We start from the raw sequence: 24,890 nt of genomic DNA on the forward strand, positions 1-24,890 counted from the left end.
CCACTCCTAAATCGTGTTGTCTGCTTCACCGTCCCACGAACTGCGGGGCGCGCTTTTCGAGGAAGGCGGAAGTGCCTTCCTTTTTGTCATCTGTCCCGGCGCACAGCCCGAAGTAGGAGGCTTCGAGAGCGAGACCTTCGCTCTGGTTCGCGTCCAGGCCCTTGTTCACCGCTTCGAGCGATAGCCTCACCGCGACAGGAGCGTTCGAGGCGATCATCTTCAGAATGGCTTCAGCGCGTCCAATGAGATCGGCCGCGGGAACCACCTCGTTGACGAGCCCGATGCGCCATGCTTCCTGCGCACTGATGAGCTCCGCGGACAGAATGAGCTGCAACGCGCGGCCTTTCCCGACGAGGCGCGGCAGCCGCTGCGTGCCGCCTCCGCCTGGCAGCAGCCCGAGCTTTACCTCGGGCTGTCCGAGCTTCGCGTGCTCCACGGCGATGCGCAGGGTGCACGCCATTGCCGTCTCGCAGCCGCCGCCGAGCGCAAAGCCATTGATTGCCGCGACCACCGGTTTGCCGAGGTTCTCGATCAGGTCGAGCACGGCTTGCCCAAAACGGCTCGACTGCTCCGCTTCGATCGCGCTCGCGTGCGCAAGCTCACTGATGTCCGCGCCGGCGATGAACGCCTTATCGCCCGCGCCAGTGAGAATGACGCCGCGCACGACGGTGTCCCCGCGTGCATCCTCGAAAGCCGTTCGCAGATCCTTCCATGTCTGCGTGCTCAGGGCATTGAGGACCTTGGGACGGTTGACGGTCACGTATGCGATCCCATTGCGCTTTTCGTACAGAACGTTCGCGAGCGTGACGACTTTCGCCTGCGGATCATCGGGCACTACTACTACGGGTGAAGCTGGGGCTGTCACTGTTGTCGATGACATGTTTAGCTTTCCTTCTAATTCAGGTGAATCGGGGGACGGCGACGAACTCGTCGTCACGACTGCAGTCTTAGATAAACGCGCTGAACCCAGTGATTGCTTTCCCGACGATCAGGTTCTGCATCTGGTAGGTGCCCTCGTAGGAATAGAGCGCCTCGGCGTCGGCAAAGAAACGCGCGACGTGGGGTGAGCAATCCGGAAGGTTGTGCCTAGGCTCACGCGACCGGAGCGAGTCATTTCGTCTGTTTCGAACCCCCAACCTTGCGGCGTAGCTCCAGCAGACCGAGCAGAACCTCATCACGCTGCGCCTCCAGCTCTTCGATGGAGCGCGACCCGGCCTCAACGTGGACGCTGTCTATGAGCTTCTTTTGAACCTCAGGGCTCAGAACCGGCTCGCCGAGCGTCTTCCACCACGCCGTCATAGGGCCGCTGAACTGCTGGAAGAAGTGCTCGATGCCGCCAGGGCCCCCGCCAAGATGGTTGAGCATCATGTTGCCCATCACGCCCCAGCGCAGGCCCGGCCCCCAGCACAGGGCGGTGTCGACGTCGGCAGCGCTTACTACGCCCTCGGCGACGAGGTAGTACACCTCGCGCGCCAATGCGGCCTGCAGCCGGTTCGCGACGTGGCCCGGCATCTCCTTGTTGACCCGCACCGTACGCTGCCCGATCGTCGTATAAAATTCCGCTGCGCGCTGGATCGTCGCTTCCGAGGTCTTCGAGCCGCCGACGATCTCGACCAGCGGGATCAGATGGGGCGGGTTGAAGGGATGGGCGATGACGCAGCGTTCGGGATGCGCGGCAGCCCCCTTCTGGATTTCGCTCATGGTGAGCCCCGACGAACTCGAAGCAACGATCACGTCGGCAGGCAACAGCTCGTCGAGTTGTCCATAGAGCTTCTGCTTGAAATCGATCCGCTCGGGTCCGTTTTCCTGGACCAGGTCCGCGCTCACGAGTGCTTGTTCGAGCAAGGGCGTGAATGTGAGGTTCGTGAGCGATGCTCCGGGCGAAAGGCCCAATCTCGTGAGCGCTGGCCACGCGGACTCCACGAATTTATTCAATGACGCTTCCGCATTCGGTGCTATGTCCGTCGCCGCGACATGCAATCCTTTGGCGAGAAACAGCGCGGCCCAGCTCGCGCCGATCACGCCCGTGCCGATGATGGCGACGCGGCGAATGGGCTTGGTGTCAGTCATGTCATTTCTCCAATGTACGGGTCAGACTTCGGCGTAGGCAACGCCGGTGAGGTTGCCCTGGGCGTAGAGAAAGTTGCGCAGATTGCTGCCATCGAGTTGCGCTGAATAGACCGATCCTCCCAGGTCCGTGACGAACATTCGGCTACCAGCAACGTCAAGCGTGATGCCGATCCCTTCCAGCAGATGCGTGATGACGATCTCGGGGGTCGCCGCTTTATCGACCGGGGCGCGATTGACTGTGTTTCCGCGCGGGGGATCGCCGCGGTCCGTCCAATAGAGGACGCGGTTCTCCTCGTCGAATTCGAGATCGATCGGTTCCGGCAGATGGTCGAACAGCACTTCGATGTCGGAGCGGGTGGCCGGATCTTCGCCATTCGGGATCTCCAGATTCGCGCGGAGGATGCGGCCCTGGTCGCCGTTGTCAGGGCCCTTTTGTGTCCAATAGAGCTTCCGGTGCACGCGATCGACAGCGACTCCGACGCACCATCGGTTCTGGTCGTGGCGGTCGTTGTCGCCGCTCCCGGTCTCGACCAGTGTTTCGATATCAGAGCCGTCGCAGTTGACGCGCATCACGCGCATGCCTTCGCGGTCGCACCAATAAAGTTTTGCACCGTCGCGGTCGAGCTGGAGCTGCTTTGGGGTATGCGTGAGGCCTTGGGGGACGATGACCACGCGGTTGTTGCCGTCGAGGTCGGCGCGCTCGATCGATCCGTCATTGGCGCTCAGAGCGTGACCCATGTTCGTCCAGTAAATGTGGCCAGCGTGCGCGTCCACTGCGATTCCATCGGGGAGGTGGCAGTCCGTGACGATCGTCTTGCGGTCGGATCCATCTGGATTCATCGAGTAAATCGAGTTGCTGCTCAATTCGAGGAGAAACAATCGTCCCGAGCAAACCGTGTCCTGAGAAACGCTGCTTGAATTGGTGTGAGTCGTAGTCATGTGCCATCCTTAACGTTTTGCCGGAGGTGATGTGAACGCAGAACATCGGGCAGAGAGCGAGCGCCACAGGTATCGGTATCTTCGCTCGCCGAGGCGCGCGATGCGCCCGTGACGTTGAGCGACTGGCCGGGGTTTGAACGACGCCGGTGTCGGGGGCGTTGTTCATGGACATCAATCTATGTGGTGATCGGCATCGACTCAATTGCACGATGGTGTAACGACACCATCGTGTCGGGTGGGAAGGCTTGTCGTTCAATCCTTCGCCCAAGGTGTAATTGCGGACGTCCTGCTGCATATCCTATTTTGCGAAGGTACCGATGAGTCTCATTGGAGGAACCGCCATTGCCAACCAGTGCATTGTCGTCGGCACAGGTCAATCGAAATCGTTCTTCGTTTATTGAGTGATTGCTATGAAAAAGCCAACTCGTATCGTTATCGTAGGTGGCGGAATCGCCGGGATTCTGCTTGCAACCAGGCTCGGCGATCGGTTAGGCCGGTCGGGTGAAGCAGGCGTGACTTTGATCGACAGAAGCCCGACGCATATCTGGAAACCGATGCTGCACACGATTGCGGCAGGTACGCGCGATGTGAATCAGCAGCGTGTAATCTATCTTTCCCATGCGCGCGAACACAGCTTTACGTATCAGCCGGGAGAAATGTGCGGACTGGACCGACAACGACGTGAAGTTCAACTTGCCGCAATCGAGTCGCACGAGGGCGGCTTGATGCTCGAGAGGAGAACAGTTCCATACGATGTGCTGCTACTGTCCATAGGCAGCCGCGCGAACGACTTCGGCGTGCCTGGAGTCCTCGAGCACTGCCATCTTATTGACAGCCAACAGCAGGCAGAGACATTCAACGTCGCATTGCGCGAGCATTCTCTTCGTTCCGTGGTCAAGGATGAGGAGCTCAGGATTGCGATCGTGGGCGCTGGTGCTACCGGGGTCGAGTTATCGGCCGAGCTCAGTCATCTTTTCGAGCTCGCGGCCAGCTACGGCGATCCTGCGATTAGAGACAGGCTGCGCTTGACGCTTTTGGAGGCCGGACCACGCGTGCTTCCCGCATTCCCTGCGGAGATCTCGTCAGCCAGCCAGCAACAGCTCGAGAAAATTGGCTTTCGTGTAATGACCTCGACAGGGGTCTCCGCTGCGGAAGCGGAAGGTTTCCGGTATGGAGACGGCAAGCTTGCCGAAGCGGACTTGATGGTATGGGCTGCTGGCGTGAAAGCGCCTGATTTCATGAACGGGCTAGCTGGCCTCGAAACCAACCGGTCCAACCAGATCATGGTGTCGGGCACGCTGCAGGCTCTGAACGACGAGAATATTTTCGCGCTCGGCGATTGCGCTTCGCTCACGCCGCAAGGTGCGCAGCGACCGCTGCCTCCTACTGCGCAGGTAGCCACGCAGCAGGCGGAGCACCTGGCGCGCCATTTGCCGGAATGGATCCGTCACAAGAAACCTCTTCCTCGCTTCGCATTCCGGGACTTCGGATCGCTCGTGTCATTGAGCGAGTACGACTCGTTCGGCACGCTGGGTCGTTTTGGATTGTTTCCTGGGGGGATCATTCGGGGCAAGCTTGCCCAGCTTAGTCACGCGATGTTGTACCGACGCCATCAGCAGGCGCTACACGGTTTTCGCCGGGCAACTCTGCTCTGGACGGCGGAGCAAATCAACGGATTGGCTCAACCGGCGATTCGACTCGCTTGAGGGGCTTTCGTGGCCCAGCAGATGTTCATGTTCGCCGCTCTTTGGAGCGGCATGTTACTTCCAGATGTGAGTGACTTGAGAACGACGCTGCAGCGCAGCGTCGCTAATGAGGAAGCGAGTCGGAATTACACGCAACGTGCGGATTGCGTTGAGTTGAAGCCAACGCCGCGACTTGAATAGCCAAACGCTTCAACAGAGATCATCGCCGATGCGTTTGCTGGAGCGGGGCGTTCGGCGGGGCGAAAGACGGCGTCGCCGCGGCGGATTGCACGCCGCGACACCACGCACACGCCCGGCGCTCTCGCATGGCGAAGACGCCAGCGCTGCTCCCCATAGTGACATCGTCCGGGCTCCACCCAGCGAATGATCAGTGTCGTCTCGGAGTGTTCGAGAATTTCCACCTGGACTCGTGCGTCGTCTAACGTAGCGTACTCTGACGTTTTCACTGGCTGCTCCTGGAATGGGGATTTTTCGCTGAAATCGCGTGCTGTCACGCGTGGGGCGTGTCGACAACCTTGCCGCGGAAAATCGCATACTGGTGCAGGTTGTAGCCGATCATCACCGGGAACACGAGGCCGACTCCGATCAACATGAACGCGAGGGTCAGGGTGTCCGACGCGGCTTGCAAGATCGTGAGCCTGCCCGGAATGAAGTAGGGGTAGAGGCTAATTGCAAGGCCCGCGAACGACACGATGAAAAGCGTTATCGCCGCCCCGAAGGGCCCGCGGTCGCGTCCGCGATAGAGCGACGCCATGAGCCAGCCGTACGAGAGGACGGCGAGTACGCCGAGCACCGCAAGCGGGGCGAACACCCCGGGCTCGGACCAGCGGGCATGGACCGCCACGCTGTCGAACCAGGTCGCCGCGGTGAGCACGATCGCGGCCGCGACGGTGAACTGTGCGCTCAACAGGGCCAGCCGGCGGGCCCAACGTTCGAGCAGACCCACCGCCTTCCTGGCGAGCCACGTCGCGCCGAGCAGGCTGTAGCCGCTGACGACCCCGATGGCTGTCACCGTGATGAACGCCGTGCTGGATCCGCCAGGCACGAACCCCGTGATCATCTTGCCGAGTACGATGCCCTGAGAGATGGCCGCGACGAGGCTGCCCACGCCGAACACGACGTCCCATAGGCTTCGGTGCTGCGCGCTATGGCGGAATTCGATGGCTGCACCCCGCATGATCAGCCCGGCTATCATCGCCATGACGGGCAGATAGAGCGCTTGCATCAAGGCCGCGTAGGCAGCCGGAAACGCGCCGAACAGGGCGCCGCCGACCACGACCAGCCATGTCTCGTTCGCATCCCACACGTGACCGATGGTTTGAACCATCAGGTCCCGGTCTCCGCGATTTCTGCTCAGCAGAGTCAGCATACCGACACCAAGGTCGAATCCATCGGTCACGACGTAGAAGGCCAGCATCAGGCCGATCAGGCCGAACCACGTGAGGGCCAGCAGGGAATGAGTGGTGCTTTCCATCGAACGATCTCCCTTCAGTTGGGGCAAGAAGATTCAATATTCCGTCGCCATCGTTTGGGGCGTGATGCTCGTGGTCGTGGGCGGTGTGGCAGCGAGATCGGGACCGTTCTTCAGCCAACGCCGCGCGAGTAAGAAGAAGCTGATGAGTAACACGACGTCGAACACGAAGAACATCGCCATGCTGGCCGTTACCGAGGACGCGGGCACCGCGGACAAGGCTTGACTGGTTCGCAGCAGTCCGTAGACGACCCATGGCTGACGTCCCACCTCGCGTACGATCCATCCGGCCTCGACGGCCACGTAAGGCAGCGGGATGCACAGTACCCACGCCAGCAGGAGCTTGCGCTGCGCGAGGAGGCGCTGGAGGTTGCCGCGCGCTTTGTGCAGCGCATACGCGGTCCAGAGCGCGAGCAGCATGAACGCGAAGCCGATGCCGGCCATCACCCGGAACGCGTAGTAGAGGAGCGGCAGCATCGGCGGTTGGTCGGCGCGCGGGAAGTCCGTGAGACCCGAGACCCGTCCGTGCAGCGAGTGCGTGCCGAGAATGCTCAGGAGTCCCGGCACTTCGATCGACCAGTCATTACGCTGCCTTTGCTGATCGGGCCATGCAACGAGCGACCATGCGGCGCCTGTGCCCGGCTTGTTGGTCTGCCAGTGCCCTTCGATGGCGGCACCTTTCGCGGGTTGAGTCGCGAACACGCTGGTGCCGCTGGAGTCTCCCAGCCAGACCTGAAGCGGTGCAACGACGACGAGCACGCCCAGTGCGATCTTGAAGGAACGCGCAAAGAACTCAGGGTGCCTCCGGCGGAACAGGTGGTATGCCGAGATGCCTGCGATCACAAACATCCCGGTTTCGATCGCGGCCGTCCACATGTGAGAGACGGCCCACACCATGTCGGGGTTGAAGATGGCCGCTGCATAGTCCGTGATCACGAGCTTGCCGTTGACGACGGTGATACCGGCGGGCGTCTGCATCCACGAATTGGCGACCATGATCCAGAATACGGAAATGCTGGATCCGAGCGCTACCATCGCCGTGGCGAAGACGTGGACGCCACGTGACACACGTCCCCAGCCGAGCATCATCACGCCGATGAATCCGGCTTCGAGCATGAACGCCATTGCGCCTTCAAAGCCAAGAATATTACCGACGAACTGGCCACTGAATCGTGCGAAGCCGGACCAGTTGGTGCCGAATTGAAATTCCAGCGGAATGCCAGTCACCACGCCCACCGCGAAATTGAGCGCGAGCAGCTTGCTCCAGTGGCGGGCGTGCCGGTAGTACATCACGTCGCCGGTGCGAATCCACAGTACTTCGATCAGCAGCAGAAATGCCGACAGACTGACAGTGAGGATAGGCCACACGATGTGGAAGATCGTGGTCATCGCGAACTGCGCGCGAGAGAGTTGGAGTACGTCAGTGAGCATGATGACCGTCCCATTGCGGTGTGCGATTGGCTACGTTCGAGCGACGTCAGCGTTGGGAGACGTTGCCCGTATAGAGCAACTTTAGGCCGTTGATGTTGCGCGGCTCAATTGCACGAAGGTGTAACGATACCGAGGCGCCGAAGGGAAAGACGGTCACCGGAACCTGCTACCAAAGTGTAGTTGCGACTGTGGCCGGCGAAGCCTAAATTGGTTCGCAGGCTAAAGTTTTTGTCCCGAATGCCAGCGAGATGGAGGTCAGATCGGCTCGCTATACAAGGTCTTTGTCTTGGGACCTGTCTGGATGGTGCTTGCGGCGCCCCTTCATCATGAAAAGCGAAATCTTCACCGCCATTGCAGCGCGCCTTTGTAGCGCTTACATCACAGGCCAGGTGCGACGCATCATCCAGATCGCGCCGAGCGCCAGACAGTGGGCTGCCCTTGCCGGCGGCCCTATGACACCGGCCGGTTACGCGATTCTCGCGTTCGTGGTCGGGGCCATGCTTCTGGCCGCGATACTGACGACCTGTTGGGCGCGTGTTGGACTTGGCAGCGTATTCAGGGTGGGCTGCTGGTTTTCGTGAAGCCGGAGCGGCTTCGTGATTTTCGCCAATGTCGGACTTGCCGCGGCCGCATAGGACCTAGGCATCGTCTTGCGTGCGGGCGTGGCGCGCTGCCTCCTGAACCGCGTGCACGAACGCGGCTGTGACCATACTCGTCACCAATACGCCCTGCACTCCGATCAGTATCGAATCGATCCGACCCACGATGGTCGTGGGCACCACGTCGCCGTAGCCGATCGTGAGCGCCGTGATGATGCAGAAGTAGAGGGCATCCCCAAACGACGATGGCGTTCTGCTTCCCGCTTCCATTGAACCGCCGGCGTAATACATCACCGCTGAAAGCAGAAGAAACAACACAAATAACGCTGCGAGCGGCGCACGCAGGTACCAGAGGGTCTTCGCAAATTCTTCGAATACGTGGCCAGCCTTCAGGGGGGCGGGCGCGGAACGCCTAACTTTCGTCTCCATGGATCATCTCCAACCGTCTTCGTTCACACGGTGAGGGTAGGCCCTCGGCGGAGGGCGGAGCCATTGCACGATGGTGTTAGTCACACCTTCGCATCCCCAGCAAATACGTGTCCTGAACCAAGGTGTAATTGCGACTGCGTTGGGTACGCCCTACATTGGTTCGCAAGCGCCACTGCAAATGAGGCCGCTTTTTCATGCACTGGCATGGCCCGTTTGTGGCATCAGCCGTTTGTCCCCCGGGGACCTGGAGCAGAGCAATGAATCGTAACCGCCGTCAATCAGGCGCCATACACGGCGCACAACGCGCAGCCGCTTATGTATCGACCGACGTGGCGCTCGGCGGCTCGAATGACGAACCCGCTCTCGGTGCCCACCTGATCACGAAACGCCACGGCTACGAACATCACGGCATTTATGTCGGTAGCGGCAGGGTCATTCACTACGCGGGTTTCGTGAAGTCCGTGCGTCGCGGCCCCGTCGAGGAAGTCCCGCTCGACCAGTTCGCCGATGGTCACGCCGTTGATGTGCGCCAGTGTCCGTTGCCGAAGTATTCCGGCGTCCAAACCGTGCTGCGCGCCCGCTCGCGGCTCGGCGAAGACCGGTATCGCCTGCTGACGAACAATTGCGAGCACTTCTGCGCATGGTGTCTGGATGGTGAAAGCCGCAGCGAACAGGTCCATGCCTTCCTCAAACATCCGGGCGCAGGCGTCCACGCGCTGCTGTGTCTCGTGAGCGCCCTCATCGGCATTCGGGTCAAAGCCGATCACGCAGCGGTTACTGCGGCATGAAAGCCTTGAGTTGAGTTTGATACAGACAAATGCGCGAAGGAGGCCGCCATGGGCCCGACTGAAATGACTCTGCACTGGGCCGTCGAGAAATGGCTCACGCCCACGCACGCGACGCGCACGCATGTCGTGCGGGTTCGCCGCACTGGTATGCATCGGCGCTGCGTGTGCGTCGAAGCGATGCTTTCCGGCGGTCTGCTGTCGATTTTCTTCTTCCGTCACGACGATGGATCGTGGAATGTCTTTCCGCCCGCGCAAGCGCGGCCGGCCATGTCCGCGTGGAGGTCTGTGTGATGAACCACGGCCTTGGCAATTTGACGAAGTGCGTTCCCGGCGCGCACTACGTGTCGGGAGTCTCGGTGGATGCCGACGATCTCGCGCCCAGATCGGAGCGCCTGCTCAAGGTATCAATCATTGTGGTCTGTTGCTGGACACTTATTGAGGCACCGCTCGAACTGAGTGGGTCGATTGATTCAACCTCACTGCTCGCTGTGGTGGCGTCGAAGGTACTGGTTTGCCTCATTGGTTTCGCTGCCATTGTCGACCTGCGCTTGACCCGTCACGTCTTCGCATTCATTTGCGCCGCAAGTGTATTTGCCGTAGCACCGGCGTTACCTCTCGAGTACACGCACAGCATTGCCCTTGCTCTCGTCTCGACGGTCGAATGCCTCGGTAAAGGCGCATGTGTTGTCGCGTTCGCTCTGGCGGCGTGGAACGGAGACAGTGTCAGCGAACGTTTGAGCGAAGGTCACCCTACGGCCAACGACCCGCAATGAGCCGCTCGAGTGTCGTTAGTCTGGCATTGCTGACAATGCCCGCTGTGTTGCTCAGCGGTTGCGCATTTGCGCCATCGATTCCGCTGTTGGGTGCAGCCTTTCCGGACTGGTTATTCTGCATTGTCGCTGGCATCACGGGGACTATTCTCGTCCACCTCGCATTGAGCCGGCGCGGTGCGATCCCGGCGCTCGCACCGCTCGCGGTCAGCTATCCGGCGCTGAGTGCACTGCTCGCGATGGCCGCCTGGTTGGCGTTTTTTCACCGTTGACGTGGGCCAAAATGACTGACGACGCTCGCGCCGCGCGGTACATGAAGAAGCTTCCTGCAGCTGCGATTGTGCTGATTGCCATCGGCTTGCTGGTCGTGGTTCTGTGGCGGCTCGATCACGCACCGTCCACCGACGACGCGTATGTGTACGCGGACACGATCAGCGTCGTTCCTGAAGTCAGCGGCCGGATCATCGAGCTTCCCGTACGCGACAATCAGGCCGTCAAGCAAGGCGAACTGCTACTGCGCATCGACCCGCGCCCCTATCAGACCGCGCTGGATCAGGCGCGCGCACGGCTCGACACGCTCAACAACCAGATCGTTTTGACGCAGCGTACGGTGCATGCGCAGCAATACAACGCGGATTCCGTGCAGGCTGCCGTCGAGCGGGCCCGCGCAGTGGCAAACCAGGCCGAGGACACCCTGCGCCGCACCGAACCCTTGCTCGCGCAGGGCTATGTCTCCGCCGAGGAAGTCGATCGCGCACGTACTGCGCAGCGCTCCGCGCAGGCGGAACTCAATGCCGCGGTGCGCGAGGCGCAGCAGGCTAGCGCGGCAGTTAGCGGCGTTGATGCGCTGGTCGCGCAGCGCGCGGAGGTCAGGGCACAAATTGCCCTTGCCGAACTGAATCTCGAGTTCACGCAGGTGCGTGCGCCGTTCGACGGTCGGGTGGTCTCGCTGCGCACGACGGTCGGGCAATTCGCATCGGCACTGAAGCCTGTTTTCACGTTGATCGATACGCGGCATTGGTATGTCGTCGCCAACTTTCGGGAAACGGAGTTGAAGGGCGTCCATGCAGGGACGCCTTCGACCGTGTACCTGATGAGCGACACCGCCAGACGTTTCACCGGCGTAGTCGATTCGGTCGGCTATGGCGTGCTGCCAGACGATGGCGGCGTGGTGGAACAGGGTCTTCCGAGCGTGCAGCGCACCATCAACTGGGTGCATGTATCGCAGCGCTTCCCGGTCAAGATCGCCGTGCGCAATCCCGATCCCGAGCTGTTCCGCATCGGTACTTCGGCGGTCGCAACGCTCAACCGCGGCGACGCGGCGAGATCCAGGCGTTGAGGGCGAGGTGATGGCGACACTCGATAAACCTTCATCGGGCTTGCGGCGATTCTCCCGCTTTCTCGTCGATGAGAACCGCGCTCAACCGGGGCGTGCAAACGTGATGCTGCGTTGCGTATTCGCGTGCGCGATCGTCATTACGATATCGATGACATTACAGGTGCCGTTTCTCGCGCTGTCGTTGCTCGTCGTGTTTTATGTCACACAGTCGAACGTGGTGATGACGCGTCTGGTCGGCGTTGTGTTCGTGGTCGGGGTGACCTTGGCCATCGGTAGTGCGATTCTTGTGCTGAAGCTGACGTTCGATTACCCGTTGCTGAGAATCCTGCTGTCGGCAGCACTGTTCTTCGTTAGCGCTTACCTGATGCGGGTGGCAAAAATCGGCGCTGCTTTCTTTGTCGTCGGCATCGTGGTGATCTATGTCCAGTCGTTCGTGGACCTGACCGATCACGCCGAGGCGCTCGTACGGATTGTGCTATGGGTGTGGGTCGCTGTGAACTATGCGATTGCGATCACGCTGCTGATCAACACGTTATGTCTGCCTGCGGAGCCTGTAGAGCAACTTGAAGACGCCATGCTGGCGCAGCTTGCGGTGACGCGCTCGGCCCTCGCGCACCTCGAGCGTGGCGAGCGCGGTGTTGTAGAACTCAACGCGCGAGCAATACAAGACGGAACTCTGACGCTGCAACGTCTGCTGCGGTTCGCGACGATGCGGGACGCCAATTACCGGCGCCAACAGGCGTTTCATCTGGCGCGTGTCGCAACGGTGTCGCGGTTGTATGCGGCGGCGGCTCATTTGCCGGAAAGCATGGCGAATGTCCCGGCTGGCGTCCTGCATGCACTGGGCGGCGCATGCGAGCGTTTCGTCCACGCCATTCGCACGGCGGAGCGCTTCACCGTGCCGGAGCGGCTCACGAACATTGTGGACCTCGGCATGCCAGGTGCGGTTGAGGAGATGCGGGAAGCGTTTCTCGCATTTGCCAGCAGATCGGCGGCGCCCGATTCGACGGAAACGGAACAGGAGAAACAGCGTCTTCTTGTCCCTGATGCGTTCTCGAACCCGGTCTATCTGCAGTTCGCGTTGAAAACACTACTAGCGGCGATGGTCGGCTACCTCTTTTACCTGGCGACTGGTTGGCAGGGCATTCACACGATCATGCTGTCGTCGCTGATCGTCGCGCAACCAAGTCTCGGCGCGACGAGTCAGCGCGGGATCTTGCGGATTGGCGGTGCGGCGCTCGGCAGCGCGATCGCGCTCGCGATGGTGGTATGGGTGGTCCCGCGCCTCGACGGCATTGTCGGCCTGCTGCTGATGTCGTTGCCGGTGATCGCGCTTGGTGCATGGATCAGCGCGGGATCGGAGCGGATCAGCTATGCGGGCATCCAACTCATGTTCACGTTCGGGCTGTCCCTGCTCGGTCAATTCGCACCGACGACGAACCTCACCGAGATCAGGGACCGGATAGTCGGCATTCTGCTGGGGGTCGCGATATCGACCGTCGTGCATGCATCGATATGGCCCGAAGCGGAAGGCGAGGCGCTGCGTCAACGTATCGGCGCTCTGCTGCGCAAGCTTGCCGCCAGTTTGCGACAGCAGAAAGACGCAATCTCGGCGCCCAGTGCGCTCTGGGCGGAGCTTGCAGATTGTGAGGCGATGGCCGCGCGCGTCGCACTGGAGCCTGGCTGGCAAATGGGCGAAGGGCAGCGGGAAGGTTTTCAGCACCATGTCCAGACGGTGCTTGCGCAGACCCGCGAAATCCTGCTTGCGGCGGGCGCTTTCGAAGCGGAACGCCGGTCGCAGCCGAATGGGGAGGGTAGTGCGCAGCGCGCCGCAGCGATCTGGGCAACGACGGTCGCGGTATCGCTGGAAGGGTACGCAAGCAACTTGACCGGGGGCCAGCAATCAGTGCACGCACCGGCTCCCGTTTTTTCCGATGAGGAAGCGTTGTTGCTCACGGATGCAGCGAAGCGTGCATACGATCGGTTGACTACACGGGCGACGCGTCTGATGGGACTGGTGTCGACCCTGCCGGCATGGCGCGATCATCAGTTCTTGGACAACGGGATCGCGACATGAACACCGCAATCGCGACCGGCTCTTCTGATCCGCTAGCGTATCGTTTGCTGCGCAAAGGCGTAGTGGCCGTATTGGCGTGCACATTGTCGGCCTGCGCGCTGATCCGGCACGATACAAAACCTTATGCCGTAATCGCCCCGGAACAAATCCGCATTAGCGGCGACATTCATCTCGAACCAGGCGATTGGCCAGCCAGGCAATGGTGGAGCGCTTACGGCGATCCGCAACTCGATTCGCTGATCGCGCGGGCACTTACCAGCTCGCCGACGATCGTGATCGCGCATACGCGCGTCGCGCAGGCGAAATCGGATATCGATCTGGTGCGCGCGGGGACGAATCTGCAGGTTACGGCGCTCGCCGCGCTCGACCGTCAGCGCGTGTCGTCGAACGGCTTCCTCGGGGCCTACTCGACGAACGAACCTGCGATCGGTGCGACGGGGCCGTGGTACACGGAGGGCATCGTTGGGCTCGGCGCGAGCCTGGACATCGATATTTGGGGCGAGCAGCGCGCGCAAGTTGAAGCTGCGATCGGCGTGCACAACGCGCGGTTGGCGGAGGTCGCCGGCATTGAACTTGAGATGTCGACAGACGTCGCGCAGATTTACTACGGCATCCAGACGACGTATCAACTGATCGATCTGCTCTCGCAGCTGCGGGATGTCGCGGCGTTCGATGTGGATGCACACGCGACACGTGCCGCACGAGGCCTGGAGCCCGTCACCCAGACCGAGCTGGCGCGTGCGCAACTGTTGGCGACGCAGAGGCAGCTTGTGGCGGCGCGCGCCAGCGTCACGCAATTGCGCGAATCGCTGCGCGCGTTGCTTGGCACAGGTCCGGACGATCTTTCCGACATCAGGCCCGTCGCGTTGCCGCTGCAGCAGTCCGCATTGCCGCCGACACTGTCATACGAACTGCTTGCACGTCGTCCGGACCTGCAAGCGCTGCGTTGGTATGTGCAGTCTTCGTTCGACCGTATCGACGCCGCGAAGGCCGCGTTTTATCCGAGCTTCGACATCAAGGCGTTTTTTGGCCTCAACGCGCTGCACCTTGCGGACCTCTTTACACATGCCAGTCAGCAGATCAATCTGATACCCGGTCTGTATCTGCCGATCTTCGACGGCGGCCGGCTCAACGCGAACCTCAGCAGCGCGCGCACGGCCAGCAACACGCTCATCGCGCAGTACAACGACGCCGTGCTGAACGCCGTGCGCGACGTAGCGGTAACGGGTAGCAGACTTCAGGACCTCGATCAGGAAGCCCTGCTGCAGGCACAGAAAATCGACGCCGTGTCGTTCGCCGAGGCCAGTGCGCAGGCGCACTATGAAAGAGGCGTTGCGAGCCGACTGACGGCAATGGACGCCCGCCAGGCAGTGTTGCTCGAACGCATCTCCTTGCTGGAGCTCGACGGGCAGCGCCTGAGTCAGGGGATCGCGCTGTCGAAAGCGCTCGGAGGAGGCTATCGCGACGAGGCACCTGTTGAATTGCGGGTAAGGTGACCTAGCCTTCACGCCCGTGCGTGCTCTGGGTTAGTCGTCCCGCGATGTTGACGAGTTCGGGGAGCGAGCGCGCGTCCATCTTTCGCATCACGTGTCGGCGGTGCACCTTCACTGTGATCTCGCTGATGCCCAGTTCGGCTCCGACCTGTTTGTTCAGCAGGCCGGATACCACTAACGCCATGACCTCCCGCTCGCGTCGACTGAGTGAGGCGTAGCGGTCACGGATCGACTGCATCCCGGCTTCTTCGGTCAACGCCGCGCGGCTGCGCTCGAGCGCGTGTCGGATGGCGTCGAGCAGCACCTGGTCGTCGAACGGCTTGGTGAGAAATTCGGCCGCTCCCGCTTTCATGGCTCGCACCGTCATCGGCACGTCGCCGTAGCCGGTGATGAAGATGATCGGCATGTCGGTACGTTCGGAAGCAATCAGATTTTGCAGGTCGAGGCCGCTGAGATCGGGCAGGCTGACATCCAGCACCAGACAGTTCGGGACCATCGCGCGCGTGCGTCCGAGAAAGTCCCGGGCGCAAGCAAAGGTTTCTGCCCTTAGACCAGCAAAGCGAATCATGGCTTCGAGCGACTCACGCACCGAGACATCGTCATCGACGACGAAGACGACCGGCGTGGCTTGCGCCGACGATGATTTCGGGGCGGCTTCGACTGCACGAGCGGGTATCATTTTGAACTCCATTCACAGGCCCCGGGGTGAATCATTCGACCTTGAGCGCGGCCTGGATCGCCCCCAGAAGGGCGGTGTCGCTGAAGGGTTTGAGCAGACAATCGACGGCACCTTGTTCGAGCATGCGCGGGCGCAACACCTCGTCCCCATGCGCCGTGATGAAGACGATCGGAATGGCTTCCCGGCACCGCTTGAGCTCGTGCTGCAGCTCGTCGCCGGACATGCCTGGCATGGCGACGTCGAGGATCAGGCAGCGCACTTCGCCGGCGCATCCGGAGGCCAGAAATTCTTCTGCCGACCCAAATGCCCGGGTTGCGAAGCCGAACATATGCAGCAGGTCGGGCAGCGATTCGCGCACCGACTCGTCATCGTCGACCACCGCGATAAGCGGGCGCTCTGTCATCACAGATTCCTTTAGGGTCGCTCCGCATCCGCGCGCGCGGACTGTCCTGCGGGCGCGGACCGCTCGGCGGCCGCCACGCTGTCCGCCCGACACGGAATGGAGAAAGTAAACGTGGCGCCCCGGTCTTTGTTCGAGGAGGCCCACAACCGGCCGTCGAGGCTTTCGATGATGCAACGGCTCACAGACAGGCCGATGCCCATACCTTCGCGCTTGGTCGTAAAAAGCGGATCGAAGAGCTTGCCGGCAAGCTGCGGGTCGATGCCCATGCCGGAATCGGTCACAGACAGCCGCACATGGTCGCCATCGTCGCGCTCGATGCTCACCTGTATCTGCCGTGGCCGGTCGTCGACGCCATTCATCGCCTCCACGGCGTTGACAAGCAGGTTGAGCACCACCTGCTGGAGCTGGATCTTGTCCCCGGCGACAGGCGGCAGATCGTCGGCCGTCTTCAGATGCAGCACGATCCGCTTGTTGCGAATTTCGCCTTGCAGCAGATCAATCACCTCCCGAGTCGCTTCGACCAGATCGACTGTATCGGTCGTGATGGTTTTGTTGCTGAACAGCGCGCGCAGGCGTTTCATCACCTCGGATGCGCGGTGCCCGTCGCGGATCGTGCGTCGTACCGTCTCGAGCGCGCCTTCCACATTGGGCGGTTCCGCACTCAGCATGCGCAGACCGGTGCTTGCGTTGGTCACGATGCCAGTCAGCGGCTGGTTGATCTCGTGCGCGATCGAGGCCGTCAACGCGCCTTGACTGTTGACCCGGCTCAGATGGGCCAATTCGGCGCGCAACGCGAGAAGCGCATCTTCGGACGCCCGACGCTCCGTCATGTCCTGCGCGGCGCCGATGTAGTCCAGCGAGCCTTGCGGGTCGCGCGTGGCGTGCGCCTGTATGTGGATGTGCCTGACCGCGCCGTCGGGCAGCAGCAGGCGGATTTCGAACTCCAGATCTTTGCCTTCTCGCGCCCGCTCGATCATTTCGTCAAGTAGATGTCGGTCGCCAGGGTGGAAGCGGGTGGCGATCGTGTCTATCGTAATCGGCACCCCCGGTTCGATCCCGAAGATGCGGTAAAGCTGATCTGACCACGTGAACGCGCCGGTTTCAAGGTGCCAGCAGAAGCTGCCGCTCGAACTGAGTTGCTCCACTTTGGCCATCAGCGCCGCGCTTTGGCGTAAGCGCTCATCCGCCTCCTGACGCGCAGCGATGCTATGTGCCCGCTCGATGGCTATGCTCGCGATGTGCGTGAACTGTGCGATCAGTTCACGCTGGATAGGCGTGGGATCGCCCGGAGCAGACCGAAACAGCGTGAACGTTCCCAGCACTTCGTCGGTACGCGAGAGGATCGGCGTCGCCCAGCAGGAACGCAGTCCATGTGCGAGGCTGCGCTCCCGCCACGCCTTGGTCCAGCGCGCGTCCGACGCGACATCGGGCACGATCACCTGCGCCTTGAGGGACACCGCCATGCCCAGCGGGCCGGAGTCATCGGAGGTGGCACGCGTACCGGCAGGAGGGAGAAAGCGCTTCGGGAGACCGGGAGACCCCAGATGCAGGCACGCGGCGTCGTGTGTCTCCCGAAAGGTGACTCTGCAGACGCAGTCGGCTGCGATCTCTTCGACCAGTCGGCATAGGTCGTTGAGAACGTTCGGCAGAGGCTGCCCTGTCGCGACCATCTCCAGCAGGCGATTTTCGCCCTCGAGCAGCGCCTCGGCACGCTTGCGGTCATCGATATCCGTCTGAAGGAAATACCAGAGAGCGATTCGGCCCTCGTTATCGCGCAACGGAAAGCCTTGCACGCGGAACCACCGGTAGACGCCATCGGCACGGCGATGGCGCGACTCCGCATCATAGGGCTCGCCGGTGCTGATCGACGCCCGGAACCGGGCGATCACCGCCGCCCGATCATCAGGGTGGGTCAGGCCGTTGGTCTTCCATTGCCGCAACTCATCGAGCGTCGAGCCGGAAAATTCGAGCGTATGACGGTTGGCGTGCAAAACGTCACCGTCGGGCGAAAAAAGGATGACCCGGGTGGGGAGGCCATCGACGATCAGCTCGAAGCGCTGCTCTTGTGCGCGCAGCGCAGCTTCGGTCTGCTTGCGGTCCTCGATGTCCGAGTTGATCCCACACCACTTTACGGCTTGACCGGTGGCATCGGTAATCGGACTGGCTCGGCATGTGAACCAGCGATACACGCCATCGAAGCGACGCATGCGCGCTTCCGCCTCGCCCGGCTCGCCGGAGGCGAGGACGGTTCGCCAGGCTTCGATCAGTCCCGGCTGATCATCGGGATGGAACGCCGTCTGCCAGCCTTCGCCCGACGCTTGCTCGACGGAAAGCCCCGTATATTCGCACCAGCGTCGATTGACGAACTCGATGCGGCCGTCGGGAAACGCTGTCCAGACCAACCCGGGGAGCGCATCGACAGTACGACTGAGTTCGTTTTCCATCGCGATCCCTTTCTACAGCGTGCCTCACGCTACAACGATCGGCTTTTGAGAACCGGGAGTCAATATACCTTGGTATCGGTTTGGGCCGGCTTACGCTGAAACGGCGGGATTGATGGGCAACGTGAATTGAAAGATCGCACCGCGCTCGGCGTCGTTGCTCGCCCACAGGCGGCCGCCATGTGCCTCGACGATCGAATTGCAGATCGGCAGCCCCATGCCCATTCCGCTGGCCTTGGTTGTATAAAACGGCTCGAAGAGGCGCTCGATGTTCTCCGGGGCGATACCCGGGCCGGAGTCGCGCACGGCCACACGGACGACGCCTGGCTCGGTCACCGCGGTGTCGATCGTCAATTCGCGCGGCCCTTTGTCAACCGCACTCATTGCATCAATGGCGTTGATGATGAGGTTCAGCATCACCTGCTGGATTTGCACCCGATCGCCCTTGATCGGCGGTAAATCCTCCGCAAGCCGCGGCCGCACGGAAACGCCGTTCCGGTTCGCCTCGCCGGACGTAAGCGCCATCACCTCGCGAATCGCCTCGTTGATCTGCAAGATCTCGGTGCTCATAGGGGCCTTGGCGACGAGGCCATGAATACGCTTTATCACCTCGCCTGCACGCCTCGCGTCACGGACGATACGCTCGAACGCCAGGCGGGCCTCCTCGACATTGGGTGGGTCGAGACCCAGGAAGCGCAGACCTGTCGACGCATTGAGGGTCGTCGCAGCAATCGGCTGCTTCATTTCGTGGCTGATCGACGCTGCGAGTTGCCCAATGGCAGTGACGCGGTTCGCATGCGTGAGCTCGAGCTGCATCTGGCGCGCCTGAGCTTCCGCCCGTTTGAGCTCGCTCAGATCGAGCACAAACGCGATAGCTTGAGTCGCGTTCTCGCCGAGCATGGCAATGCCGACCAGCACCGGCACGCGGCTGCCATCCTTCCGAAAGTACTCTTTCTCGTAGGGCTGTAATATCCCGGTCTTCTCCAGCTTTTCCCACTCAACGCCGCTGCGCTTGATCCACTCGGGTGGCGTCAGGTCCCTCCAACTCGGACGCCCCAATAGCAGATCGTCATGGTCGTATCCCAACATACGAAGAAACGCGTCATTGGCTTCGAGGATCTGACCTTCGAGATCCCCGATCAAAATCCCGACGATGTTGGAATCGACGAGGCGCCGGATCTTTGCTTCACGTTCTGCAAGGTCACGGTAAAGGCGCGCGTTTTCCAATGCGATCGCCGCCTGCGAGGCGAGCAGCTTCAGCAGGGCGATGCGCTTCGGAGCGAAGACGCCGGGCGCGAGGTTGTTCTCCAGGTAGAGCACACCGATCAGCCCGGCCTGCTTGAGCAACGGCAGACAAAGGACTGAGCGAGCGCATTTCTGGCGGATATAGGGATCGTCGGAGAAGCGGTTTTCGGCTGAGGCATCGTCAATGATGACGGGTTCATGCGTGCTTGCGACGTAGCGCAAGAGCGAGTCCGGCAAGGCCACCGGTCTCGGTGGCTGTTGCTGCAATTGCACGATGACCCGGCCACCTTGAATGGTGGCTTCGGCCTCGACTCGCTGCAGGGCGCCCTGTGGAAGGATCAACAGACCGCGTTCGGCGCCAGCATGCTCGATTGCAGTCGTCATCAAGGACTTGATCAGGTTTTCGAGCACCATTTCGCCTGAGATTGCCTGAGCCGTCTTCACGATGGTCGCGAGATCCAGTTGCTCGCCGCGTTCCTCGATGGTCACGCGTGAGACAGGCGCGGCTTCAGGTTTGCTCAAGGGGTAGAGCCGATCCAGTTGTTCGACCTTGCCGTGCGCGCCCCATTGCGAATAGCAGTCCCGCGCCTCACGCAAATAAGCGTACGCGGCGCGTTCGAGGCCAGCGGCGAGGCAGCAGTGCGCAGCAAGCTCGTTGGCCAGTGCCTGATCCTGGACGAATCCCTGCTCGCCTGCCGAGCGGGCTGCATGCTCATAGAACCGCATGGCCTGCATTGCGTGCCCGTTCAGACGGGCCAGTTCGGCGCGCAGCAGCAGATGCTTGTGGGCAAACGTTATTGGACAGCTTTTTGCCCATCTTGCGAACGCCTCGATATTTGCTGTGATGTCGGCCTTGATCTCCGCTTGTCGATCAGCTGATGCGGAGCCGTGAACCGCGGCGAGCGCGAGCGAATGATAGAGGCAGTAGTTCGCGAACTGGATGTGGCAGCGTCCGGACCAAAGCAGTGGGCTGGCCTTGGCGGCGCACGCGAGTGCCTTCTCAGGGTCGCCCATCAGGTAGTGGCGCTGGATCTGCAAAATCCAGTGGAAGCAGTTGACCACGGCAATGCCGCCTTCCGTGATCTGAGCATCGATCGCGGCGTCCTCCATCACCGCCGGGTCGCGGGTGCGCCCGCGAAGCCTCTGGATGAAATGTTGGATGCTGGACAGAATATCGTGCACGTGACGGAAGTGGATTCGTTTCACGAACTCGATTGCGTTGATCGAATCGAGCCACGCCTCATCGAGGCGATAGCCGCGTGCCAGAAGGTCCGTCAGCCGATGTTCGAGGCTGAAGCTGGCATAGATGACTTCGCCTGTTTCTTGCGCATATCGCATGGCAGTATCGACGCACCCTAATGCGACCTCGATCGGTTGCGTCCAGAGAACCGCCATTTGCAAGAAAAAGTGCGCGGCCACTTGTTGACCTGCGAAACTATGTTTCTCCGCCACGGCGACCGACAACCGGGCGAACGCCTCGCCGTCCCTGTATCGGTGGAAGAATGGACCTAGAAGAATGGAGATGAACGAATAGGCGATGACAGCCGATTCGGTCGTGCCGTATTGCAGCGTCACGACGACCATTCGGCAGGCAATCGTCTGGGCAAGGTTCATATCGGTGAAATAGGCGGTCTGCCCTAGCATATGGAAGATCTGCATGACCTCCCGCATCTCGGGGTCTTCCATCATCGGGAGGTCAAGGAGGCTTTCGATCGGGCGCGCGCCGAGGCGCATGAAGACAGCATCGTATTCTGCGGATAATTCGTCATCCGTAGGATGATCTGGCAAGTCGATGCCGAACATTTCCAGACATTCGCGAGCGGTTCTGACTGCGGACGCATTGTCGGCATTCACCAGCTGCAGGACCATCCTGAGCCGGTAGGCCTCGGCGCGGTGGATTTTCGATTGCGCTCGAAGCAATATGTCATCGATCCATCGGGTCGCTTCGCTGAAATGGGAGAGTAGAAACTCGCATTCGGCCCGTTCGAACCAGACGCTGAAGGTCAACTCGTAACAGTCGTCCCAGCCTTGCTGCGAAAGCAGCGACGCAGCGGCCGCGAGATAATTGCAAGCCGAACGATACGCGGTCGAGGCCTTCGCCTTCTTCGCGGCATTGAGGTTGAGGGTCGCTGCGCGATGTCGTTCGGACCGTTCGATCATCAGCTCGGATCCATGATTCAACTGGTTCACGAGATCGAATATCCTGGTCGCAATGTCCGCGTCATCGAGCTTCGACAAAAGCAGGCGGCCAATGCGCAAGTGATGCTCTGCGCGGGACTCGGCAGGGATCAGTGCATATGCGGCCTCTTGCACGCGGTCATGGAGAAACTTGAAGCTGCGGTCCATGGAAACGATCGCGCCGGCCCGGACGGCATCGAGGAAATCCGCATGGACCGTGGCCTCGGAGCCGCCCCAGACGTTCGCCAGGGTGCCGAAGTCGGCCTGGCTGCCGAGGCACGCCAGCATCTTCAACGCGTCCTGTGCACGAGGCGAGAGTCTCTGCAGTCTGCGGACCATCAGCTCTACGACGTTTTCGGTGAAGCCCTTCGCGTCGATGTGTTCGAGATTCCACCGCCACGAGGCTGAATCCGGCTCGAACTCGAGAAGGCCTTCCTCAACGAGATTGGTCAATAGCTGGCCCGCGAAGAATGGGTTGCCGCCGGTTTTCCGGTGTACCAGTCTGGCTAGAGGCAAAGCCTTCTCGCGCGTGCATCGGAAAGCGTCGCAAAGCAGTTCGCCGAAGTCCTCCGGCGATAGCGGGCCGAGTACGATCTCATGCACCTTCGTCCCGGCCTCGCGAATCGAACGGAGCATATCCATCAGCGGATGCCCGGGCGCGACTTCGTTGTCGCGATACGCGCCGATCAATAGCAAGTGATGCGTGTCAGTATGCGTGATCAGATATTCGACCACCGTTAATGTCGCCGGATCGAGCCACTGTAGATCGTCCAGGAAAATCACAAGCGGATGCTCGGCGCGCGCGAATACGCCAACAAACTTTTCAAAGACGGATTGAAATCTCAACTGGGTTTCCAGTGGCGAGAGTACGGGAACGGGAGGCTGCAGCCCGATCAAGCTCGCGAGTTCGGGAATCAGATCGGTCAGCAATCCCCCGTGCTGGCCAACGGCTTCTGCGATCGCGTCGCGCCAGCGAGCAATTTCGGCATCCTGGCCGTTCAGGATTTGTCGGATCAGTTCGGCAAATGCCTGGGCCAATGTGGAGTATGGGATGTCTTTCAGGCGCAGGTCGAATTTTCCCGAGATGAAGATACCCCGGGGCAGCACGATCACCTTGTGCAGCTCATTGACGACGGAGGATTTTCCAATTCCCGAGTAGCCGGATACGAGGACCAGCTCCCGCGTGCCTTGCCCCGCGACGCGCTCGAACGCATCCAGAAGCGTCGCGATTTCACTGCGGCGCCCATAGAGCTTCTCGGGGATCAAAAGCTGTCGCGTCGTATCGTGCGTTCCGAGCGGGAAAGGATCGATTCGGTGAGCGGCTTGCCATTCAGCCAGGCATTTTCGGAGATCCCACTCCAGGCCGGCTGCGGTTTGATAGCGATCCTCGGCGGGTTTCGACAGCAGTTTCATCACGATGGCCGAGAGCGGGGCAGGGATGCCTGAGACGCGCTCATGCGGCGCAGCGGGCTGTCGCGCGATGTGGCAGTGCACCCATTCCAGAGGGTCCAGCGCAGTGAAAGGAAGGGTCCCGGTCAACATCTCGTACAACGTGACCCCAACCGCGTAGAGATCGCTGCGTGAATCGATCGACCGGTTCATTCGTCCGGTTTGCTCGGGCGCCATGTACGCGAGGGTTCCCGCGATCAATTCAGGATGTTCCGGGCTCTGACGTTCGCGCGGAAGTCGCGAGGCGATGCCGAAGCCGGTGAGCCTAACCTCGCCCGTTGCGTCGTTCACCAGGATATGCGCCGGCTTGATGTCCTTGTGGATGAGGCCGCGCTGATGGGCATTGCCCAAAGCAGTGACGATGTCAATGGCGAGCTGCAGGAAGCGTTCCAGTGGAATGGGAGTGCCTATCAGCCGGTCGAGCGGAACGGCGCCCGAATCCTCGAGCACCAGCACGGTCTGACTGCCCTCCGACACGAGTTCGAGCGGCCGTACGGCCCAATCGCCGGAAAGCTCTTCCTTCAGATGGTATTCGTGCGCGAGGCGTTCGAGGCTCGCGGGTGTGCAGCCTGTAGCTAAAGGCCGCAACTCCATGACCGAAGTCCGCGCGCCATCCGGGCTCAGGCGCGATGCGCGCGAAAAGATTCGCTCGCCATCCTCCCATAAGACCTGGCTGCTATCTGCAATCGAGTGGGACCGAGGCTCAGATGACATGCTCTGGAGGAATCGCTTTCATGACGGAGGCGAAAGTCATGGCTTCCGTGTTGTGCAGCGCGGGTACCGCAATACGAGGGCGATAGACGGCATCGCCTGCGCGAGTGACTTGCACAAACGATTCATCGATCGTACCAGAGGTGAGCTATCTCGGGCAGTGGATGCTCGGTCACATAGGGAGACTGCGATTGTTTGCAACGCAGCGAAAAGCTTGCCAGGTCGGAGCGCGGTTTCTTTGGCGCGAGCGCCATGTGCTTTCACCGCATTCTCGGACACTGTCGGGTCTGGCTGCATGCGGGGTTGCAATGGCAAGTCCACTCGCGGATTCGCAACGCTTCCGAGCGGCCAGAAGCGCTCGCGAGCATTTGGAAGACGTATTCGCGCGTTAGCCGGATTGATCACGCGCCCCGTGCTTGTCGCTTCGTCGTACCGAGCTTTGAATGAAGGATGAGAGAGACAATTTCCATGGAAGTGGACGGAGTCGAATTTACGTATGCCCATGCTGCACGACGGTGCTCGGGATATGTCTTTCCTGCCCGGATTCATCCGGATTATTTTCTTGTATGCGGATTGGTGCAGTGACAATTTACATAATTGAGTTAAGCGACGGTTTGACATGTAACGGCTAAGTTGTAATGTCCGCTTTTAGCCAAGTTCAAATGTCCGCTT

Annotated in this window: 20 protein-coding genes; 9 read left to right on the forward strand and 11 right to left on the reverse strand. The window is 61.0% G+C overall.

Translation table 11 applies throughout. From position 1 onward, the window contains the following. Nucleotides 1-25: 25 nt before the first annotated feature. The 3 genes from QFZ91_RS30040 to QFZ91_RS30050 all read right to left on the reverse strand — a co-directional run bounded on the left by QFZ91_RS30040 (nt 26) and on the right by QFZ91_RS30050 (nt 3,009). Nucleotides 26-880 (reverse strand): enoyl-CoA hydratase-related protein, encoded by an 855-nt coding sequence (locus QFZ91_RS30040; protein ID WP_429569380.1) that lies wholly within the window; start codon nt 878-880, stop codon nt 26-28. 230 nt (nt 881-1,110) lie between these two features. Continuing rightward, nucleotides 1,111-2,070, reverse strand: a complete 960-nt coding sequence (locus tag QFZ91_RS30045) for a 3-hydroxyacyl-CoA dehydrogenase NAD-binding domain-containing protein (protein WP_429569381.1) — start codon at nt 2,068-2,070, stop codon at nt 1,111-1,113. Between the two features lie 21 nt (nt 2,071-2,091). Further along, complete coding sequence (locus QFZ91_RS30050) at nt 2,092-3,009, reverse strand: 3-hydroxyacyl-CoA dehydrogenase (protein WP_429569382.1); 918 nt, start codon at nt 3,007-3,009, stop codon at nt 2,092-2,094. 410 nt (nt 3,010-3,419) lie between these two features. Between QFZ91_RS30050 and QFZ91_RS30055 the strand changes: the two genes are divergently transcribed. Then, nucleotides 3,420-4,715, forward strand: coding sequence for an NAD(P)/FAD-dependent oxidoreductase (locus QFZ91_RS30055; RefSeq protein ID WP_429569383.1), 1,296 nt, complete (start codon nt 3,420-3,422; stop codon nt 4,713-4,715). A gap of 125 nt (nt 4,716-4,840) precedes the next feature. Here QFZ91_RS30055 and QFZ91_RS30060 read toward each other — a convergent pair whose 3' ends face one another. The 3 genes from QFZ91_RS30060 to QFZ91_RS30070 are packed head-to-tail and all read right to left on the reverse strand — an operon-like array spanning nt 4,841 to nt 7,617. Beyond that, nucleotides 4,841-5,161, reverse strand: coding sequence for a DUF3331 domain-containing protein (locus tag QFZ91_RS30060; protein WP_429570914.1), 321 nt, complete (start codon nt 5,159-5,161; stop codon nt 4,841-4,843). 44 nt (nt 5,162-5,205) lie between these two features. After that, on the reverse strand, nt 5,206-6,189 hold the full coding sequence (locus QFZ91_RS30065; protein ID WP_429569384.1) for a cytochrome d ubiquinol oxidase subunit II: 984 nt from the start codon (nt 6,187-6,189) through the stop codon (nt 5,206-5,208). A gap of 33 nt (nt 6,190-6,222) precedes the next feature. Then, complete coding sequence (locus QFZ91_RS30070; RefSeq protein ID WP_429569385.1) at nt 6,223-7,617, reverse strand: cytochrome ubiquinol oxidase subunit I; 1,395 nt, start codon at nt 7,615-7,617, stop codon at nt 6,223-6,225. A gap of 326 nt (nt 7,618-7,943) precedes the next feature. Between QFZ91_RS30070 and QFZ91_RS30075 the strand changes: the two genes are divergently transcribed. Further along, nucleotides 7,944-8,198 (forward strand): hypothetical protein, encoded by a 255-nt coding sequence (locus QFZ91_RS30075; RefSeq protein ID WP_429569386.1) that lies wholly within the window; start codon nt 7,944-7,946, stop codon nt 8,196-8,198. 57 nt (nt 8,199-8,255) lie between these two features. On the opposite strand, the gene QFZ91_RS30080 is transcribed toward QFZ91_RS30075, so the two are convergent. Continuing rightward, entirely contained in the window at nt 8,256-8,645 is a 390-nt protein-coding gene (locus QFZ91_RS30080) for a potassium channel family protein (protein WP_429569387.1), read from the reverse strand. A gap of 257 nt (nt 8,646-8,902) precedes the next feature. Here QFZ91_RS30080 and QFZ91_RS30085 point away from each other — a divergent pair, with 257 nt between their 5' ends. Genes QFZ91_RS30085 through QFZ91_RS30115 form a run of 7 tightly spaced genes read left to right on the forward strand, consistent with a single transcriptional unit; the run spans nt 8,903 to nt 15,115 of the window. Next, complete coding sequence (locus QFZ91_RS30085) at nt 8,903-9,433, forward strand: lecithin retinol acyltransferase family protein (protein ID WP_429569388.1); 531 nt, start codon at nt 8,903-8,905, stop codon at nt 9,431-9,433. 48 nt (nt 9,434-9,481) lie between these two features. After that, a complete protein-coding gene (locus QFZ91_RS30090; RefSeq protein ID WP_429569389.1) occupies nt 9,482-9,724 on the forward strand; it encodes a hypothetical protein in 243 nt (80 codons plus the stop codon). After that, entirely contained in the window at nt 9,724-10,206 is a 483-nt protein-coding gene (locus QFZ91_RS30095) for a hypothetical protein (RefSeq protein WP_429569390.1), read from the forward strand. The genes QFZ91_RS30090 and QFZ91_RS30095 overlap by 1 nt, the downstream gene beginning before the upstream one ends. Further along, nucleotides 10,203-10,475: a YtcA family lipoprotein gene (locus tag QFZ91_RS30100; RefSeq protein WP_429569391.1), complete on the forward strand. Its 273-nt coding sequence runs from the start codon at nt 10,203-10,205 to the stop codon at nt 10,473-10,475. Before QFZ91_RS30095 ends, QFZ91_RS30100 begins: the two co-directional genes overlap by 4 nt. Nucleotides 10,476-10,516: 41 nt before the next feature. Further along, nucleotides 10,517-11,542, forward strand: a complete 1,026-nt coding sequence (mdtN, locus tag QFZ91_RS30105) for a multidrug transporter subunit MdtN (protein ID WP_429569392.1) — start codon at nt 10,517-10,519, stop codon at nt 11,540-11,542. 10 nt (nt 11,543-11,552) lie between these two features. Beyond that, nucleotides 11,553-13,619 carry an FUSC family protein gene (locus tag QFZ91_RS30110; RefSeq protein WP_429569393.1) on the forward strand — a complete coding sequence of 689 codons (2,067 nt, stop codon included), beginning with the start codon at nt 11,553-11,555 and terminating at the stop codon, nt 13,617-13,619. After that, nucleotides 13,616-15,115, forward strand: coding sequence for an MdtP family multidrug efflux transporter outer membrane subunit (locus QFZ91_RS30115; RefSeq protein WP_429569394.1), 1,500 nt, complete (start codon nt 13,616-13,618; stop codon nt 15,113-15,115). The genes QFZ91_RS30110 and QFZ91_RS30115 overlap by 4 nt, the downstream gene beginning before the upstream one ends. 1 nt (nt 15,116) lies before the next feature. On the opposite strand, the gene QFZ91_RS30120 is transcribed toward QFZ91_RS30115, so the two are convergent. The 4 genes from QFZ91_RS30120 to QFZ91_RS30135 all read right to left on the reverse strand — a co-directional run bounded on the left by QFZ91_RS30120 (nt 15,117) and on the right by QFZ91_RS30135 (nt 24,101). After that, the gene (locus QFZ91_RS30120; protein WP_176379582.1) at nt 15,117-15,791 is read right to left on the reverse strand and encodes a response regulator transcription factor; all 675 of its coding nucleotides are present in this window, start codon (nt 15,789-15,791) and stop codon (nt 15,117-15,119) included. A 31-nt stretch (nt 15,792-15,822) separates the two neighbouring features. Continuing rightward, entirely contained in the window at nt 15,823-16,194 is a 372-nt protein-coding gene (locus QFZ91_RS30125; RefSeq protein ID WP_429569395.1) for a response regulator, read from the reverse strand. An 11-nt stretch (nt 16,195-16,205) separates the two neighbouring features. Then, complete coding sequence (locus QFZ91_RS30130; protein WP_429569396.1) at nt 16,206-18,638, reverse strand: PAS domain-containing protein; 2,433 nt, start codon at nt 18,636-18,638, stop codon at nt 16,206-16,208. Between the two features lie 90 nt (nt 18,639-18,728). Next, nucleotides 18,729-24,101, reverse strand: a complete 5,373-nt coding sequence (locus tag QFZ91_RS30135; protein ID WP_429569397.1) for a trifunctional serine/threonine-protein kinase/ATP-binding protein/sensor histidine kinase — start codon at nt 24,099-24,101, stop codon at nt 18,729-18,731. Between the last annotated feature and the right edge of the window lie 789 nt (nt 24,102-24,890).

Origin of the sequence: Paraburkholderia sp. JPY419 (genome assembly GCF_050435705.1) — a bacterium.
GTDB classification, from domain to species: domain Bacteria; phylum Pseudomonadota; class Gammaproteobacteria; order Burkholderiales; family Burkholderiaceae; genus Paraburkholderia; species Paraburkholderia youngii.

Excerpts from the sequence above, each read along its gene's own strand:
- QFZ91_RS30075 (WP_429569386.1), top strand. The coding sequence starts at position 7,944 with ATGAAAAGCGAAATCTTCACCGCCATTGCAGCGCGCCTTTGTAGCGCT.
- QFZ91_RS30045 (WP_429569381.1), bottom strand. The coding sequence starts at position 2,070 with ATGACTGACACCAAGCCCATTCGCCGCGTCGCCATCATCGGCACGGGC.
- mdtN (WP_429569392.1), top strand. The coding sequence starts at position 10,517 with ATGAAGAAGCTTCCTGCAGCTGCGATTGTGCTGATTGCCATCGGCTTG.
- QFZ91_RS30050 (WP_429569382.1), bottom strand. The coding sequence starts at position 3,009 with ATGACTACGACTCACACCAATTCAAGCAGCGTTTCTCAGGACACGGTT.
- QFZ91_RS30110 (WP_429569393.1), top strand. The coding sequence starts at position 11,553 with ATGGCGACACTCGATAAACCTTCATCGGGCTTGCGGCGATTCTCCCGC.
- QFZ91_RS30100 (WP_429569391.1), top strand. The coding sequence starts at position 10,203 with ATGAGCCGCTCGAGTGTCGTTAGTCTGGCATTGCTGACAATGCCCGCT.
- QFZ91_RS30055 (WP_429569383.1), top strand. The coding sequence starts at position 3,420 with ATGAAAAAGCCAACTCGTATCGTTATCGTAGGTGGCGGAATCGCCGGG.
- QFZ91_RS30080 (WP_429569387.1), bottom strand. The coding sequence starts at position 8,645 with ATGGAGACGAAAGTTAGGCGTTCCGCGCCCGCCCCCCTGAAGGCTGGC.
- QFZ91_RS30125 (WP_429569395.1), bottom strand. The coding sequence starts at position 16,194 with ATGACAGAGCGCCCGCTTATCGCGGTGGTCGACGATGACGAGTCGGTG.
- QFZ91_RS30130 (WP_429569396.1), bottom strand. The coding sequence starts at position 18,638 with ATGGAAAACGAACTCAGTCGTACTGTCGATGCGCTCCCCGGGTTGGTC.
- QFZ91_RS30040 (WP_429569380.1), bottom strand. The coding sequence starts at position 880 with ATGTCATCGACAACAGTGACAGCCCCAGCTTCACCCGTAGTAGTAGTG.
- QFZ91_RS30070 (WP_429569385.1), bottom strand. The coding sequence starts at position 7,617 with ATGCTCACTGACGTACTCCAACTCTCTCGCGCGCAGTTCGCGATGACC.
- QFZ91_RS30085 (WP_429569388.1), top strand. The coding sequence starts at position 8,903 with ATGAATCGTAACCGCCGTCAATCAGGCGCCATACACGGCGCACAACGC.
- QFZ91_RS30135 (WP_429569397.1), bottom strand. The coding sequence starts at position 24,101 with ATGGAGTTGCGGCCTTTAGCTACAGGCTGCACACCCGCGAGCCTCGAA.
- QFZ91_RS30115 (WP_429569394.1), top strand. The coding sequence starts at position 13,616 with ATGAACACCGCAATCGCGACCGGCTCTTCTGATCCGCTAGCGTATCGT.
- QFZ91_RS30095 (WP_429569390.1), top strand. The coding sequence starts at position 9,724 with ATGAACCACGGCCTTGGCAATTTGACGAAGTGCGTTCCCGGCGCGCAC.
- QFZ91_RS30065 (WP_429569384.1), bottom strand. The coding sequence starts at position 6,189 with ATGGAAAGCACCACTCATTCCCTGCTGGCCCTCACGTGGTTCGGCCTG.
- QFZ91_RS30090 (WP_429569389.1), top strand. The coding sequence starts at position 9,482 with ATGGGCCCGACTGAAATGACTCTGCACTGGGCCGTCGAGAAATGGCTC.
- QFZ91_RS30120 (WP_176379582.1), bottom strand. The coding sequence starts at position 15,791 with ATGATACCCGCTCGTGCAGTCGAAGCCGCCCCGAAATCATCGTCGGCG.